Source organism: Paenibacillus sp. plas6 (assembly GCF_057221655.1).
The window spans coordinates 2,018,429-2,035,093 of record NZ_CM170151.1 but is presented as its reverse complement, the minus strand read 5'-3'; the positions used below and the strand labels follow the sequence as shown (position 1 = coordinate 2,035,093).

Annotated in this window: 16 protein-coding genes; 15 read left to right on the top strand and 1 reads right to left on the bottom strand. The window is 40.7% G+C overall.

Annotated features, from left to right (window positions below):
- Nucleotides 1-47 precede the first annotated feature (47 nt).
- From spoVG to AC2TDL_RS09065, 11 genes are all read left to right on the top strand, one after another.
- Nucleotides 48-329: a septation regulator SpoVG gene (spoVG, locus tag AC2TDL_RS09115; RefSeq protein WP_213520565.1), complete on the top strand. Its 282-nt coding sequence runs from the start codon at nt 48-50 to the stop codon at nt 327-329.
- A gap of 113 nt (nt 330-442) precedes the next feature.
- On the top strand, nt 443-1,834 hold the full coding sequence (gene glmU / locus AC2TDL_RS09110) for a bifunctional UDP-N-acetylglucosamine diphosphorylase/glucosamine-1-phosphate N-acetyltransferase GlmU (protein WP_484700515.1): 1,392 nt from the start codon (nt 443-445) through the stop codon (nt 1,832-1,834).
- A 15-nt stretch (nt 1,835-1,849) separates the two neighbouring features.
- On the top strand, nt 1,850-2,413 hold the full coding sequence (gene pth, locus AC2TDL_RS09105; protein WP_484700513.1) for an aminoacyl-tRNA hydrolase: 564 nt from the start codon (nt 1,850-1,852) through the stop codon (nt 2,411-2,413).
- A 56-nt stretch (nt 2,414-2,469) separates the two neighbouring features.
- Complete coding sequence (locus AC2TDL_RS09100) at nt 2,470-2,697, top strand: anti-sigma-F factor Fin (protein WP_484700511.1); 228 nt, start codon at nt 2,470-2,472, stop codon at nt 2,695-2,697.
- A gap of 117 nt (nt 2,698-2,814) precedes the next feature.
- The gene (gene mfd, locus AC2TDL_RS09095; protein WP_484700509.1) at nt 2,815-6,363 is read left to right on the top strand and encodes a transcription-repair coupling factor; all 3,549 of its coding nucleotides are present in this window, start codon (nt 2,815-2,817) and stop codon (nt 6,361-6,363) included.
- Nucleotides 6,364-6,432: 69 nt separating this feature from the next.
- Nucleotides 6,433-7,605: a peptidylprolyl isomerase gene (locus AC2TDL_RS09090; protein WP_484700507.1), complete on the top strand. Its 1,173-nt coding sequence runs from the start codon at nt 6,433-6,435 to the stop codon at nt 7,603-7,605.
- Between the two features lie 461 nt (nt 7,606-8,066).
- Entirely contained in the window at nt 8,067-8,609 is a 543-nt protein-coding gene (gene spoVT / locus AC2TDL_RS09085) for a stage V sporulation protein T (RefSeq protein ID WP_484700505.1), read from the top strand.
- Nucleotides 8,610-8,735: 126 nt separating this feature from the next.
- On the top strand, nt 8,736-10,292 hold the full coding sequence (locus AC2TDL_RS09080; protein WP_484700503.1) for a putative polysaccharide biosynthesis protein: 1,557 nt from the start codon (nt 8,736-8,738) through the stop codon (nt 10,290-10,292).
- 71 nt (nt 10,293-10,363) lie between these two features.
- A complete protein-coding gene (yabN, locus tag AC2TDL_RS09075) occupies nt 10,364-11,863 on the top strand; it encodes a bifunctional methyltransferase/pyrophosphohydrolase YabN (protein WP_484700501.1) in 1,500 nt (499 codons plus the stop codon).
- Between the two features lie 231 nt (nt 11,864-12,094).
- On the top strand, nt 12,095-12,367 hold the full coding sequence (locus AC2TDL_RS09070; RefSeq protein WP_484700499.1) for an HU family DNA-binding protein: 273 nt from the start codon (nt 12,095-12,097) through the stop codon (nt 12,365-12,367).
- A gap of 4 nt (nt 12,368-12,371) precedes the next feature.
- Complete coding sequence (locus AC2TDL_RS09065) at nt 12,372-12,653, top strand: RNA-binding S4 domain-containing protein (RefSeq protein ID WP_484700494.1); 282 nt, start codon at nt 12,372-12,374, stop codon at nt 12,651-12,653.
- Nucleotides 12,654-12,761: 108 nt separating this feature from the next.
- Here the strand turns inward: AC2TDL_RS09065 and AC2TDL_RS09060 are convergent, their stop codons facing one another.
- Nucleotides 12,762-14,324 carry an IS1182 family transposase gene (locus AC2TDL_RS09060; protein WP_484697438.1) on the bottom strand — a complete coding sequence of 521 codons (1,563 nt, stop codon included), beginning with the start codon at nt 14,322-14,324 and terminating at the stop codon, nt 12,762-12,764.
- Nucleotides 14,325-14,559: 235 nt separating this feature from the next.
- Here AC2TDL_RS09060 and yabP point away from each other — a divergent pair, with 235 nt between their 5' ends.
- The 4 genes from yabP (at nt 14,560) to AC2TDL_RS09040 (ending at nt 16,357) form a co-directional block, all read left to right on the top strand.
- The gene (gene yabP, locus AC2TDL_RS09055) at nt 14,560-14,844 is read left to right on the top strand and encodes a sporulation protein YabP (protein ID WP_484700492.1); all 285 of its coding nucleotides are present in this window, start codon (nt 14,560-14,562) and stop codon (nt 14,842-14,844) included.
- Nucleotides 14,841-15,452 (top strand): spore cortex biosynthesis protein YabQ, encoded by a 612-nt coding sequence (gene yabQ / locus AC2TDL_RS09050; protein WP_484700490.1) that lies wholly within the window; start codon nt 14,841-14,843, stop codon nt 15,450-15,452. The genes yabP and yabQ overlap by 4 nt, the downstream gene beginning before the upstream one ends.
- A 3-nt stretch (nt 15,453-15,455) precedes the next feature.
- Nucleotides 15,456-15,752 carry an FtsB family cell division protein gene (locus AC2TDL_RS09045; protein ID WP_484700488.1) on the top strand — a complete coding sequence of 99 codons (297 nt, stop codon included), beginning with the start codon at nt 15,456-15,458 and terminating at the stop codon, nt 15,750-15,752.
- A 119-nt stretch (nt 15,753-15,871) separates the two neighbouring features.
- On the top strand, nt 15,872-16,357 hold the full coding sequence (locus tag AC2TDL_RS09040; protein ID WP_484700486.1) for a S1 domain-containing RNA-binding protein: 486 nt from the start codon (nt 15,872-15,874) through the stop codon (nt 16,355-16,357).
- Nucleotides 16,358-16,665 lie beyond the last annotated feature (308 nt).

Genomic DNA, 16,665 nt, shown 5'->3' with positions numbered 1-16,665 from the left:
TGTGGAATTATACACCAAGTCTCCAATAGACAAAGGTGGTGAACACAATGCAAATTACAGATGTAAGACTCCGCCGCGTGAACTCTGAAGGACGTATGAAGGCAATCGCATCTATCACGATTGACAACGAATTTGTTGTTCATGATATTCGTGTAATCGATGGCAACAACGGTATGTTTGTCGCAATGCCTAGTAAGCGTACTCCAGACGGAGAATTCCGCGATATCGCTCATCCGATCTCTTCTGCTACAAGAGAGAAGATTCAATCTGCTGTATTGGCAGAATACGAGCGTGCAGCTGAAGAAGTTGCAATCGAAGAAGTTGTATAACTTATTCAAAAGTACAATGATTACCAAGGGGGAGAAGAGAGCTAACGCTCTCTTTTCTTTTTTTGTATAATGATATATAGTGTTGTGGGTTAAATGACAAAGGAGTGTGTCTTATGAAATTAATGTCAATCATATTGGCAGCAGGTCAAGGCAAACGAATGAAGTCTAAGCAATATAAAGTTCTTCATCATGTTTGCGGAAAACCTATGGTAGGCCATGTTTTAGATACAGTAAAAGAAGCGAATAGTGAGCGTATTGTTGTCGTGGTTGGCCACGGAGCAGAGCAAGTAATGGCTTATATTGGAGACAAAGCACAATTTGTTAAACAAGAGGAGCAGCTTGGAACAGGTCATGCAGTGCAACAAGCAGAAGCATTGCTTGGAAATGAAGAGGGAACAACGATTGTGATTTGCGGCGATACACCGCTCGTCAAAAGCAGCACAATTAAGCAAATGCTAGAGCTTCATCAACAAAGTGGAGCAGGGGCAACAATTTTAACTGCAACATTTGAAGATCCAACAGGTTATGGTCGAATTATTCGTAATAGCGAGGGCTTTGTTGAAAAAATTGTTGAGCAAAAGGACTGTTCGCCAGAGGAAGCAGCAGTGCGTGAAATTAATACGGGTACCTATTGCTTTGATAATAAAAAGCTGTTTGCAGCTCTTAGTAAAATTAACAATAACAATGCCCAAGGTGAATATTATTTAACTGATGTTATTAGCATCTTAAAAGCAGCAGGGGATGTTGTACAAGGCTATAATACAACTGATCTAGCAGAAGCGATTGGCGTTAATGACCGTGTCGCATTAGCTGAAGCAGAAAGCTTAATGCGCGCGCGAATAAATCGTCAGCATTTAATCAATGGGGTAACAATTATTGATCCAGCTTCAACCTATATCGAAGCTGATGTAAAAATTGGCGCAGACACTGTTATTTATCCAGGAGTTATTTTGCGCGGTAATACAACAATTGGTGAAGACTGTGTCATTGGTCCTCAATCTGATATTACAAATAGCGTAATTGCTAATGGAGTACAAGTGAAGCATTCTGTACTTGATCAAGCAACAGTTGATGAAGGAAGCAGCATCGGACCTTTTGCTTACTTGCGCCCTGGAAGTAAAGTAGGTAAAAATTGCAAAGTCGGCGACTTTGTTGAGTTAAAAAATGCATCGCTTGACGACGGCAGTAAAGTTTCTCATCTTAGCTATGTAGGGGATGCTACTGTAGGTAAAGATGTCAATATTGGCTGCGGGGCAATTACAGTAAACTACGATGGCATTAATAAGTTCAAAACTGAAATTGGTGACGGAGCGTTTATCGGAAGCAATGTTAACTTAGTTGCACCGGTTAAAGTTGGTGAAGGAGCCTATGTAGTAGCAGGATCTACTATTACGAAGGATGTACCTGCTGGTGATCTGGCTATTGCGCGTCAACGTCAAGAAAATAAACCAAGCTATGCTGAAAAAATTAGAGCGAGAGCTAGAGCGAAGAAGGAATCGAAGTAGAGGAGCGCAAGCAAAATGAAATGGATTGTAGGTTTAGGCAACCCTGGCTCCAAATATGAAAAAACAAGACATAATGTCGGTTTTATGGTCATTGATGAGCTTGCTCGCAGATGGAATATCAGTGTTACGCAGAACAAATGCAAAGCGTTAATTGGCGAAGGACATGTTGCCGGTGTAAAGGTCGCTCTTATTAAACCGATGACGTTTATGAACCTATCTGGGGAGTCTGTACGAGCCTTTCTTGATTATTACAAGCAAGAAATTGATGATGGGCTAATTGTTTATGACGATATGGACACAGAGATTGGTAAAATTCGTCTGCGCTATCAAGGAAGTGCAGGCGGTCATAACGGTATAAAATCAATTATCGCTCATTTGAATACACAAAACTTTAATCGTGTGCGTATGGGAATTTCTCGACCAGAGCCTGGATTTGCTATTGTAGACTATGTACTGAGCAACTTCTCTAAACAAGAGCAAGAAGCTTTATCAGCTATGATTAATCATGCATGTGATGCGATAGAATATAGCTTAACGCATCATTTTCAGGATACAATGGGTAAGTATAATAATAAGTAATAGATTGAGTAGAAATGGGCATACTGAAGGTATAAATGATCTTCAGGAGGCATAACATGGCTGTAAACTATATTTGCAGATATTGCAAAACCGAGATAGGCTCCATTAATGGCGGGGTTTCCGAGGAGCAGTTAGGTCTTCATTCTTTGACCGCTGCTGAACGTCAAGAGATGGTAACTTACAATGAGCATGGTCATCTTGTCGTGCATTTAGTTTGCGATTATTGTAACGAAGCATTAAACAGCAACCCTGAACTCAATCTAGTAAACAATCCTTTACAATAGTGACAATCAATCAAGTTTTAGGGGCCGTCCATAAAACAGTGATGTTTATGGATGGCTTGTTGTGCAGTTTAGGAAAACATGGTTACAGCATGAGTTGAGCACTCTTGTAGCTAGGAAATGAGGTGCCTCTACGCTTTGAAAGCGCTAATTGATTTAATTAATGAGGATTCAGAATTAAAATCTGTTGTTACTGGTTACGCAAAAGGCATGAAAGAGCAAATGGTATCTGGACTTGCAGGTTCCTCACGTCAGGTGTTTCTTGCTGCCTTGCAGCAACAGCTAGGTAAGCCGTTGCTTGTCGTAACCCATAATATGTTTTCAGCTCAAAAAATAGCAGAAGATTTACAAGAATGTTTATCGAGTGAACAAGTGCTGCTTTATCCAGCAAATGAATTAGTGGCTGCTGAGGCAGCTATATCTAGTCCTGAAACGCTGGCACAGCGTATGGATGTGTTAATCTCGCTAGCTAAAGGCTTTCGCGGGATTGTTGTCGTTCCATTTTCAGGAATACGTCGCTATTTACCTACAAAAGAAGCGATTATTGAAGCTGAACTTTCGATTGCTGTTGGCGAAGAGCTATCAACGGAGCAGTTTATAAATAAACTAGTTGAGTTAGGATATTCTCGAGCAGATATGGTAGAAACGAAGGGCGAATTTAGTGTGAGAGGCGGGATTATTGACTTTTATCCGCTGACTTCAAAGCTAGCGATTCGTGTAGAATGGTTTGGCGATGAAATAGACTCTATTCGAACCTTTGATACAACAGATCAGCGCACAGTGGATCGCTTGCAGCAATATACCGTTACACCTGCTCAAGAAATTCTTGCCACCAAAGAACGAATGGTAACAGCAGCAAGACATGGTGCTAACCTTTTAGAGGCTCAACTAGACAAAATGAATGATCGCACAGCAAAAGAAAGGCTGCGCGAGGAAATAGAGTCTGAGCTTGGCAAGTTAAAAGAAGGAATCTATTTTTCAGAAATATATAAATATATTTCCTTGCTCTATCCAGAAAAGCAGACAATTCTTGATTATATGCCTAAAGACATGCTGCTAGTGTTAGATGAACCTAGCCGATTAATTGAGACGGCAAGGCAGCTTGAACGTGATGAAACAGAGTGGAACTTACATCTGTTGCAAAACGGCAAATCGTTGCCGAGTCTAGTACTTGCACGCGATACGAATGACATCTTACAGCATCGGCCGTACCCAACGCTATTTTTACAATTATTTTTAAAGCAAATTCCGCATACACAGCCACAAAATATCGTAAATATAACAACTCGTACTATGCAAAACTTCCATGGACAAATGAATGTGTTGAAGTCAGAAATGGAGCGTTGGCATAAACATGGCAGTCATATATTTATGCTTGCTGGAAATAAAGAGCGCCTAGAGCGGATGCGTCGAGTGCTGGAGGATTACAGTATTCATATACCAACTTTGCTGGAAGGAAACTTGCAGCAGGGCTTCGAAATGCCGTCCTCTAACCTTGTCGTCATCACTGAAGGGGAAATGTTCACACAAAAGCAGCGTAAAGTAAGACGTGTCGATAAAAAGCTTGATAATGCGGAGCGCATCAAAAGCTATACTGAGCTTAAAGTTGGTGATTACGTTGTTCATCAAAACCACGGTATCGGTAAATACGTAGGTATCGGTACGCTAGAAATAGGCGGCATTCATCGTGATTACCTGCATATTGTTTATGCAGGTGGTGACAAGTTATCTGTTCCTGTAGAGCAGGTAGACCTTATTCAGAAGTATGTTGGATCAGAGGATAAGGAGCCAAAAATTAATAAGCTTGGCGGCAGTGAATGGACGAAGGCAAAAAATAAAGCACGTGCATCAGTTCAAAATATTGCTGATGATCTAATTAAGCTATATGCTGAACGTCAAGCAACTCCAGGCTATGCATTCGCACCTGATACAGTTTATCAGAAGGAATTTGAGGCGATGTTTCCATATGAGGAGACAGCTGATCAGTTAAGAGCTATTGAAGAAATTAAGCGCGATATGGAAAAGCCAAGACCAATGGATCGTTTGTTATGCGGCGACGTTGGTTATGGGAAAACAGAGGTAGCGATACGAGCAGCCTTTAAAGCTGCTATGGAGGGTAAGCAAGTAGCTGTATTGGTTCCGACAACGATTCTTGCTCAGCAGCATTATGAGACGTTTAAGGAGCGGTTTAATGGTTATCCGATAAATGTACAAGTACTGAGTCGATTCCGTTCACGCAAAGAGCAGAATGAAACAATTAAAGGCGTAAAAAATGGAACGGTTGATGTAGTAATTGGAACACACCGACTATTATCTCAAGATATTGTATTTGCTTCTCTTGGCTTAGTCATTGTCGATGAAGAGCAGCGCTTTGGCGTGACGCATAAGGAAAAGCTGAAAAAGCTGAAAACAAGCGTCGATGTGCTAACATTAACTGCTACGCCAATTCCTCGTACACTACATATGTCAATGTTGGGGGTTCGTGATTTATCCGTTATCGAAACTCCTCCAGAGAATCGCTTCCCTGTGCAAACCTATGTGTTAGAGCATAGTCCGGCGCTTGTTCGTGAAGCGATTGAGCGTGAGCTAGCACGAGGCGGACAGGTATATTACTTATATAATCGCGTACAAGGTATTTATCAGATGGCAGAGGAAATAAGTGCGCTTGTACCAGATGCTCGAGTGACCGTGGCTCATGGTAGAATGAGTGAGCAGGAGTTGGAAAAAACGATTCTTGACTTTCTAGACGGAGAGTCAGATGTTTTGGTTAGTACGTCAATTATCGAAACTGGCGTCGACATCCCTAATGTAAATACGTTAATTGTTCATGATGCCGATAAAATGGGACTATCTCAGCTTTATCAGTTGCGTGGACGTGTCGGGCGCTCTAATCGAATTGCTTATGCTTATTTCACCTATCAACGTGATAAGGTGTTAACTGAAGTTGCAGAAAAACGTCTACAATCAATTAAAGAATTTACCGAGCTTGGTTCAGGGTTTAAGATTGCCATGCGCGACCTTGCGATTCGTGGTGCAGGGAATCTGCTCGGTGCAGAACAGCACGGCTTTATTGCCTCTGTTGGTTTTGAGATGTTCTCGCAAATGCTTGCTGAAGAAATTAAGCTTAGAAAGCTACAAATGGGCAGCGAGGAAGTCGAAGAGAAGAAACCTATTACGACAAACATCGATTTAAGTGTAGATGCTTATTTACCAAGCGAATACATTTATGATAGTATTCAAAAAATTGAAATTTATAAGAAAACAGCGTCAATTACAACGATAGAGGAATCTGACGATTTAATAGGCGAATTAATAGACCGTTTTGGAGATTTACCGCAGCCTGTATTAAATCTAATGACAGTTGCTCGTTTAAAAGTGCTAGGTTCGACTTTAGGAATTGTTAGCATCAGTAGCCGCAACGATGATTTTCGTCTTGTGTTTGATAGCGCACCGAAGAAAAAATCAATTCGTAAAGAAATTGATAAGCTGTGCTTAAAGCTGGAAAATCGTTTCAAGCAGGCACGTGATGATGAAAATCCGTACTATGTTGATTTACGAGGAAAAGGATTGACGATGGAGCAAAAGCTTTATCTTACAGAAAAGTTTTTGTTCGATTATCTTGATGTTTTACAGAAAGAAGACGCTGTTCAAAGAAGCATACCTTCTTAGAATTGGCTTTTTAGCTTAGGAATCTGCTACAATGGGTAGCAGATTCTAATTTTTGAAAGGGGCTTACACATGCTTTACAATTTTACAGCTAAGAAACAGAAACGTAGTAAATGGCTAATGCTGATGGTTTCGGGTATTATGGCAATCAGCTTGCTGGCAGGATGCGGCAAGGACAATGATAAGCTTAACCCAGAAATAAGCTTTGAGGCAGCAGGCGGTGAGGAAGTTGCTACATATAAGGACGGAAAAGTAACCGATCTTGAATTCAACAAATTCAAATCATCTCTAGCCTTTTCCCAAGGTATGGATCCATCTATTCTTGATATGGAAGGCTACCGTGAATATATGCTAGAGCAATACGTTATTTATAAAGTACTAGCTGGTCGCGCAACTCAGGAGCAACAGGATGCTGCTAAGGAAGAGGCATTAACAAGCTTCTCTCAATTTGAAGAAAGTATGGAAAGCAGCGGTATGGATCTTAAAGAGCAACTGGAAAGCTACGATTTGACTCGTAATGATGTAGCAACTTTCTTTTTGATGGGAAGCGCAGCTACAAAGTACATTGAATCACAAATTACTGATGAGATGATGAAGGCTGAGTACGAAGAAAATAAAGCGGATTATACGCTATTTGATATTCGTCAAATTGTTGTTAATCTTTCTGTGCAAGATGCAACTACTGGTGACACAGTGACGCGTACGGAAGCAGAAGCTTTGGCACGTGCACAAGAGGTTAAACAAAAGCTGGAGGCTGGCGGCAGTTGGGAAGAGTTAGCCAAGGAATATTCTGACGATACAACCACTAAAGACAGCGGCGGTGTATATACCGATTATTTTGGCGGGAGATGGTATGACGAGGTGAAGCAAGCAGCTTATACACAAGAGCTTAACCAAATTGATGAACCTGTGTTAGCTGCTGACGGTTATCACGTTATTATGGTTGAAGGACGTGATATTTTAGACTTCGAAAGTCTACCAGAAACAACAATTGATATGATTCGTTATGTGTTGTCGAATGATGTAATGAATAAATTTATTACGGACGAGCTTCCTGGCTTGGAATTAAACATTAATTTACCTCCAGTAGAAGATAAAGAAGGAACAGACGCTACTGAAGGCACTGAGTCCACTGAAGGAACAGACAGCACAGAAGGCACTGACGGTTCAGAAAATGCTGGTAACGATGCAGCAAGCGATGAAGGAGCTGCAGAACCAGAAGCAACTGATAATGCTGCGCAATAATTACTAAAGATGGTTAGCAGCTAAAAATTAGACATGAGCTGCCCTCGATTAGACTTACAACAGTCTATGGGAGGGCAGTTTTTTATTGCGGAAAATAAGGAGTTATGAATAAGAAGTTATGATTGGGCGGTTGATCACAAACTTTGCAGGAAATAGTCTAATGTGGACGGTCAGACTGTTTGGAACTAATTAAAATTCATTACTCATTATGTATAAGATGACAATGTAGGATAAATACTATGGTCAGATTCAGATTTTGACTGCGCTGTAACAGTTAATAAGAAGCTGTCCAATTTGAAAAAGTACATTGGTCATTGAACGAAGCGCTAGTTATCAGCTGGCTTGTTATAGCTGTCATTGCTGGCATAATCGGCGCGGTCTAAAACTCTAATTGTACATTTAGGTTTTTATACAAGGGCATTCCAGGCCATGTTAAACGATATGAAAGAGAGGTATATAGGATGAAAGCTACTGGTATTGTTCGTCGTATTGATGATCTAGGTCGTGTTGTTATTCCTAAGGAAATTCGCCGCACATTAAGGATTCGTGAAGGAGATCCATTAGAAATTTTTGTTGATCGCGATGGTGAGGTTATCTTAAAAAAATATTCTCCAATTGGCGAACTTGGTGATTTTGCCAAGGAGTATGCGGAATCCTTATTTGAAAGCGTAGGACATACAACAGTGATCTCAGATCGTGATTCCATCATTGCAGTAGCAGGTGCATCAAAGAAAGAATTGCTTGATCGTCCGATTGGTAGTATCCTTGAAGCCTGCATGGAAAATCGTAAGACACAAATTGAAGCTAACGCTGGCAACTATGAAATTATTAAGGACCATCATGAAAATTATAGTTCGTATGTTGCGGCCCCTATTATTGCAGGCGGAGACCCTATAGGAACAGTTGTTATCATCAGCAAGGACGAAAGTTCAAAAATTGGACAGCTAGAGCAAAAAATGGCGGAAACAGCAGCAGCGTTTTTGGCCAAGCAGATGGAGCAGTAGTCGACATTTTTCACGTGAAACATATAAGCTTCCTCAGCTATTATTGGTTAGATGGCAGAGGAAGCTTTTTTCACCTATAATGGAGGATGTAAAAAATCGAGTTATAGGAAAGTACGTGATCATCACTTGAGTAAATGGCGAAAGCTTACAGGGTTTGGTGCTTTATGGTTAACGGCAGCTACACTCTTAACAAAGCTAATTGGTGTGCTGCAAAAAATACCGCTGCAAAATTTAGCGGGAGATTCTGTATTTGGAATTTATAATATCGTTTATCCAATTTATCAAATGATGATGGCTTTGGGGGTTGCAGGCATTCCAACAGCGTTAGCATCTTACATAGCAGGTCAACAACGACAGGAACAAGAGAACACATTTAGGATAGCTTTACTCTTAAGCAGTATTGCCTCGTTTATTATTGCACTTATGATGCTAGCTTTAGTTCCTTTGTTTGGAAAGCTGATTGGATATGAGGAAGTAAGCGGTTCTTTGCGAGTATTGGCAATTGCCCTTTTCCTTACGCCAAGCATTGCTGTTTTTCGTGGTTATTATCAAGGGATCGACGATGCCAAAACATCTTCTATTTCACAATTAATTGAACAGCTTGTACGGGTTACTTGTATGGTGCTGCTCTTATGGCTGGGTTTGCAACTTAATTGGAGCGATTCAACAATGTCCACAGCAGTGATGTGGGGTTCTGTAATCGGTGCTTTCGCTGCGTTAGTTTGGTTTAGTATGCGACAGCCTCGCCGTTATCGTATACGTCAGCTGCATTCAGCGTGGAGGCAGGAGGCATTTAAACTATTACGCTTAGCATTGCCAACAGCGCTAGGAGCGATTGTAGTACCGATTGTTGCGGTTGTCGACTCTTTTACGATACCTCGTTTATTAGGAGCGAGCGGAGCAAATATGGCCGAGGTGATGACGTTATATGGACAATATAGTCGGATTCAGCCGCTTATCCAGCTTGTATCTATGCTGCTTGCAGCATTGGCAGCAGGTTTTTTACCGCGCTGGCTGCAGCAAGCAAGTGCTGGTACAAGCAAACAATTATTAGGCAGGCGCTTGCTGCTTATTCATCGTACGACATGGCTAGTTAGCTGTGGAGCGGCAGCGGGATTATTTTTGTTAGCCGAGCCGATTAATATTATGCTTTATGTGGATAGTGCAGGTATTGAAACCTTTCGTTTATTGGCGCTTACTGCTGTTGCCAGCAGTTTATTAGCAGTACTTGCTCCGCTATTGCAGGGTGCTGGAATCGTTAGGTTGCCGGTTTATTTGCTGCTTATCGGGGCAGTAGGAAAAATCGGATTGAATTACTTGCTTATTCCGCAATATGGGATTAAAGGTGCAGCCATTGCTGCCAATTTAGCTCTATTCATTCCAGCTTTGCTTGGCTGCTGGATGCTCTATCGCACGGCGACAAGGATGCAGCTTGGCTATGAAAAGGCAACTAGACGTTTTTATCGAGAGATCCTCACTCCATTTGTTACAGTTATCGTCGGAATAGCAATAATGTGGGTTGTGTTGCAGCTGTTTAAGCAATTGTGGTGGACAGAGCTACAAACAAGAATTGATATGACTTTTTATAGTTTAGTGACGGTTAGCGCAGGGGCAATTGTCTATGGCATTATTTTGTTACTAAGTCGCACGCTAAACAGCAAGGAATGGAAAGAGTTAGGATAAATGTTGGACAACTCGTATGCACCAAATAAAATTTGAGCAAGCTTAACCTAGAGAACGGAGGAGTTGGTAAAGTGAAACAGATTACAGTTGTTGGATTAGGATCAGGCAGTGCAGATCAGCTTACACTTGGCATTTGGAAGCTGCTAAAGTCAGCAAATACTATATATCTTCGCACAAAGCATCATCCTGTAGTATCGTCACTCGATGAGGAAGGGATCGCTTATCAAAGTTTTGATGATGTTTATGAAAAGCATAGTAATTTTCCAGCGGTATATGAGGAAATCGTTGAAACATTAATTGCAAACGTAAATAAGTTTGGTGATAAAGAAACTGCTCATATCATTTACGCGGTGCCAGGTCATCCAATGGTAGCAGAAAGCACCGTGCAGCAGCTTTTAAAACGTTGTGAGGCCGAAGGTATTCAGTTAACGATACGTGGCGGAGAAAGCTTTTTAGATGCTGCATTTAGTGCGCTCAAATTTGATCCAATAGAGGGTTTTTGTTTACTAGACGCTACGAATTTGAAACCAAGTCATTTGCAACCAGAGCTGCATACGTTAATTGGTCAAGTATATGACCAGTACACTGCTTCTGATGTTAAGCTGGCATTAATGGAGCGTTATCCTGATGATTACGAAGTAATCGTTGGTCATGCTCTGGGGGTAGAAGGTCAGCAGCAAATTGTAAAGCTGCCAATTTACGAGCTGGATCGAATTGACGGTTATCACAATTTATCAGTTATTTATATACCGCGCTCCACAGATGACGCATTGCGCAATCGTACGTTTGATCGTTTGCATGAAATTGTAAACATTTTACGTAGTCCAGGCGGCTGTCCATGGGATATGGAGCAAACGCATCAGTCGATTCGTAAAAACTTTATCGAAGAGTTATATGAAGCGTTAGAGGCAATCGATGCTGACGATCCGGAAGCAATGCAGGAGGAGCTTGGCGATGTATTATTGCAAATTATGTTGCATAGTCAGATGGAAGAAGAGGTCGGCAGTTTTTCCGTCTATGATGTGCTACAAACATTAAACGAAAAGCTTGTTTATCGTCATCCTCATGTATTTGGTGATAATGCTGCTAGTAATGCTGAGGAAGCACTAAAAAACTGGGAAGCAATGAAGGCGAAGGAGCAGGAGAAAAACGGAATTGCCGATAAACGTCCTTCTGTGCTAGATGGTATTCCAAAAGATTTACCAGCGCTCTTAACGGCGTATAAGCTGCAGAAAAAGGCTGCAAAAGTTGGCTTTGACTGGGATGAGATTGATCCTGTACTTAATAAAATTGCAGAAGAGTTAGAGGAGCTTAAAGCAGAAATTGCTAGTGGCAATAAAGATAAGCAAGCTGCTGAGCTAGGTGATTTGCTATTTGCTGTAATTAATGCTTCTCGTTTTATTGAAGCCGATCCTGAAGCTTGTCTAGCACAAACGAATCTTAAATTTAAATCTAGATTTCAATATATTGAAGAGCAGCTTCGTATAAATGGTAAAAGCTTTGACCATACTAATCTAATAGAGATGGATCAATGGTGGGAAGAGGCCAAGAAGCAGAGCGAACAATCATAAAACTACTGGATTTAGCATTCTAAAGTCGTAGTTCAAAAAGACTAATATTAGACTAAAGTCGTCAAAAAGACTGTTAATTCAGCAAATCTTGTAAAATTTTAATAGAGGCAAGAAGGATTTTGTAAACTTTAGTTGAATTATTAATCTTCGTGAGAACAGGACGTACATACTGGCCCTCACTAATGGCGCTAGCCCCAAACTACGTATATATTGTCGGGAGGAATATAGCTAATGAACAAAACAGATCTAATCAATAACATTTCTGAAAAAAATGGTCTAACTAAACGTGACGTTGAAACTGTAATTAATGGTTTTATTTCTGAAGTAACTGAAGCACTTGCTAAAGGTGATAAAGTTCAACTAATTGGCTTTGGTACATTCGAAACTCGTAAACGTTCTAGCCGTGTAGGTCGCAACCCGCAAACAGGTGAAGATATAACAATTCCTGAATCAACAGTTCCTGCTTTCAAAGCTGGTAACAAGTTGAAAGAAGCAATTAAGTAATACGATGCGACTTGATAAATTTCTCAAGGTATCAAGACTCATTAAGCGTCGTACGGTAGCAAAGGACGTGTCCGAGCAAGGGCGGGTTTGGATTAACGGTCGCGAGGCTAAGGCAAGCAGTACAGTGAAGGTCGGTGATGAACTGCAAATCCAATACGGTCAAAAAATCGTGACGGTTAGAGTAGAGCGAATTGCTGAAACCTCACGCAAAGATGAAGCTGCTGGAATGTATACCTTGCTGAAAGAAGAAGCTAGACCAAAAGAAAATCTTCTAGATTGGGAATAGACAGAAAAGAGGCTGGGACATAACTAGTCTCTAAAGCAAGAAAAAGGTGAAATCCGCAAGTGGATTTCACCTTTTTCCTATTTTAAGTTCTATTTTCTCTGTACTCGTCTACGTTCGTAACACATATTTTCTTAAATTTACTGCCATTAAGGCTAGTCCTATCTCATGTTCTACTTTTCGTTTTCCACGAACTGAAAAACGAGTGAAACCTAAATTAGCCTTCAAGAATCCAAAAACTGGCTCTACGTCGATTTTACGTTGACGGTAGAGTTCACCTGTTTTTTCTTCTGAAAGCTGTTCTTGTACATATATTTTTTGTTGTTCCCAACGATCGTTTATTAACAGTTGTCGATTTCGTCCTTCTCCTGCCTTTGTGCAGCTTGTTCGGAAGGAACAGCCTGTACAATCCGAACATGAATAGATCTTAAACTGACGTTGGAACCCGCCTTTATCTTTACGAGTAGCATAGCGTTGAAAGGTGAGATATTGATCATTAGGGCAGGTATATCGATCTTCCTCCGTATCGTACTGCCAGTTTCTCGGTTGAAAGGGATCGTTCTTTACCTTCTTCTTTTGTTCGCGCTCATACATCGTATACTTCATCAATGGAACACGCTTGCGATTGGTGATGACATCCTCATAGTTTTGTTCACTTCCATAGCCTGCGTCCGCCACGATGTAGGTAGGTAAGTCGAAGTATTGGTTTTCAATTTCATTAAGAAAAGGAATGAGCGTCTTCGTGTCTGTTGGATTAGGATAGATCCCATACGCCAGTGTATATTGTCCTTCTGTCGCAATTTGTACGTTGTATCCAGGCTTTAACTGACCATTCTTCATATAGTCATCTTTCATCCGCATAAACGTCGCATCCGGATCGGTTTTCGAATAGCTGTTTCGATCTCCAAACTGTTGTTGATGCTGCTTGTATTTTTTCTTTCGTTCAATCCATTCACGGACTTGCTTGAGCATTTGTTTTGGCACTTTACGCTTGCTTCGTAATTGCTTTCGTTCGCTCGTATTTTCGGATGCTTCCATCTTTTCTGTATAGCTTTCAACCACGTGTTCGAGGTGTTCTGCGATCTCCAACAAGTTTTCCGTAGAGAGTTCCTGCTCATGTTCGAGCTCTGGAATAATCTTTTGTTCCAATAACTCGTTGTACAATTGATTCGACTTCTCGATTAGACGAGTATGATGCTTGTCCACGGCTTTTTTCCATACAAACGTAAACTTGTTGGCATTCGCTTCAATCTTTGTACCATCAATGAAAATCGCTTCTTGGTGAATGATCTTTTCTTCTACTAACTTCGAGCGAAATTGAACAAAGCACTGGCGGATTAATTCCTTCATCTCAGGATGAACACGGAAACGATTGATTGTGCGGTAGCAAGGTTCGTAGCCTTGTGCCAACCACATCATCCGAATACTGTCTTTCGTTAGAGCTTCAATTTTACGACCAGAAAAGGCAGATTGGGTGTAGCCACATAGAATGATCTTGAGCATCATGCGAGGATGATAGGATGGACAACCATCACGACGAACAAACGAACGAAACGCTTCATCGGGAATACTTTCGACCAAATGATGAATGGCAAACGCAATATCTTTTTCATTTAATTTAACTTCTAAATTTAGAGGCAAAACTAATTGGTTCATGTTATACTGTTTGTACATAAGGAACACCTTCTTTAATGTTTTTGTAGGAGTACTAAAATTTTAACAGATGGTGTTCCTTTTGTGTTTAAAAATTTAACGGCGATGACATTTTACTTTCGTAAACGTCACCGCCGTTTTTAGTTAGGCTGGGTTATTTTGTCCCAGCCTCTTTTTTTATTGGTTTACTGTTCTAAATTTGCCTCCAGCTCCATACGTTTAAGTAAGGAGATTAATGGAAGTGGAGGACGAGTCTATGTCGGAACTGCACAAGAAGCCTAAACAGCAAGAGCTAAAGCTCACTAATCGTAAGCTATTGGAGCTTACTGGTGTAACAAAGGTAGAAAGCTTTGATAGCCAATTATTTTTACTGAATACAGAGCTAGGGATGTTGACGGTTACGGGGCATAATTTGCACATGAAACATTTAAGTCTTGAGCAGGGGTTAGTTTCAATAGAGGGTATGATCCAATCACTCGCCTATTCTGATGGAGCCACTGCCAATAAAGGCAAAGGCTTATTAGGTAAGCTATTCAAATGAGTCTAAGTATTCAATGGTTAACACTAGGCGTCATGCTGATGTCTGGGATCGGCATGGGAATTTTATTTGATGGCTATCGGGTTGTATCCACTGAGCTAAAATTCCCGCGTTGGACGCTTTCATTGCTAGATCTAGTATATTGGATCGTCTCGGCTATTCTCGTATTTAGAATGCTATATGCAAGTAATAATGGCGAGGTACGTGCATATGTATTTATCGGACTAGCTTTAGGGGCATTGCTTTATTACTGGTTATTTAGCAAATTTACAGTTAAGCTAACCCACTGGATGATAGCCGCAGTCAAATGGCTAGTGGCATTAATCATTAATATTTTCCATTACACCGTTGTGAAACCGCTCTTGTTCATATGGGCAGTACTCCATTATTTTTTCAATCTTGGGACTAAGCTCACTATTGGAATTGGTAAATTTGTGCTACAATTACTACGTCCTATCGTAAAGTTGCTGCTATGGATATTGTCACCGATCACGAAGCCGCTATGGAGAAAACTGTCTCCATATTGGCAAAGCCTTCAGATCAGCGATAGGCTACGTCAATCATGGCAGGTGGTAAAGAATAAGCTGCCGTCATGGTTAAGGAGGGAGTAGCACATGGTGCAAGCAAAAACTGTACAAGCTGGAACAAAGCGTAGATTAAGAATATGGCTATTTCTCATTGTGGCGTTTGCAGGCTGGACGATTTATACGTTAATTAATCAAATGAATCAAAAAGATAGCTTGAATGAAAGACTAATGACACTGCAAAATGAACGCAATCAATTACAGCAGGAGATAGATGGTTTAAAAAATCAAGTAATGCTGCTCAATGACCCTGAGTATATGAGTCAGCTTGCAACAAAAGAACAAGGTATGCTCAAAGAGGGCGAACAGCAAATTTTTAGTGAATAACCATGACGCCTGTCTGTTGACCTGATTTCGTTCCTTCGGTTATAATCACGATATAAGCTCTTGTTTAGCTAAGCTGACAGGAGAATTAATAATACTTTAAGAGAGGAACATTTTATTTTATGGCAATTGAAGTGGGCGCCAAATTAGAAGGAAAAGTGACAGGTATTACAAATTTCGGAGCTTTTGTAGATTTATCCGGAGGTGTCACTGGGCTGGTTCATATTTCTGAGATCGCTGATAACTACGTTAAGGACGTTAAGGATCACCTGAAAATTGATGATGTTGTTACAGTGAAAGTAATTAATGTGGACAAGGATGGAAAAATCGGCCTTTCGATTAAACAAGCTGTTGAACGTCCAGCAGGAGAAGCTGCATCTCATTCAGGTGGGAATAGTGGCGATAGATTCAATCGTTCTGGTGGTAATAGTTCCTTCGAACGAAGTGGACGTCCATTCAACAAGCAAGGCTTTGGTAAGCCGAGTAACACAAAAACTTCATTTGAGGATAAAATGTCTAAGTTCTTAAAGGATAGTGAAGAGCGCATTTCATCTTTGAGAAAGAATACTGAAGGCAAACGTGGAGGCCGTGGCGCAAAGCGCATGTGACATGATATTTCATTCCTAACATATAATAAGCAGAGCAAATGTTGCTCTGCTTTTTTTTGTTCCTTTTTCTGCGATGATAGCCATTTTGCAAAGGATGATGTCGAGAGTTTGTTAGAACGAAAACTTTTAGCCACTTTTCACCATATGGATTTGTATCTCTTGATCATTCGTCAATAATTTGAGCCTGTAGCGACAAAACAAAGCATACGCTGCATTCGCTGATGTTAAGTTTAACCCCTTACAAAAACTGAATTTGCTAAGCTTCCGACATCAGTTGCAAGAGCTTGGTTTTTGTCGGAAAAAACTTT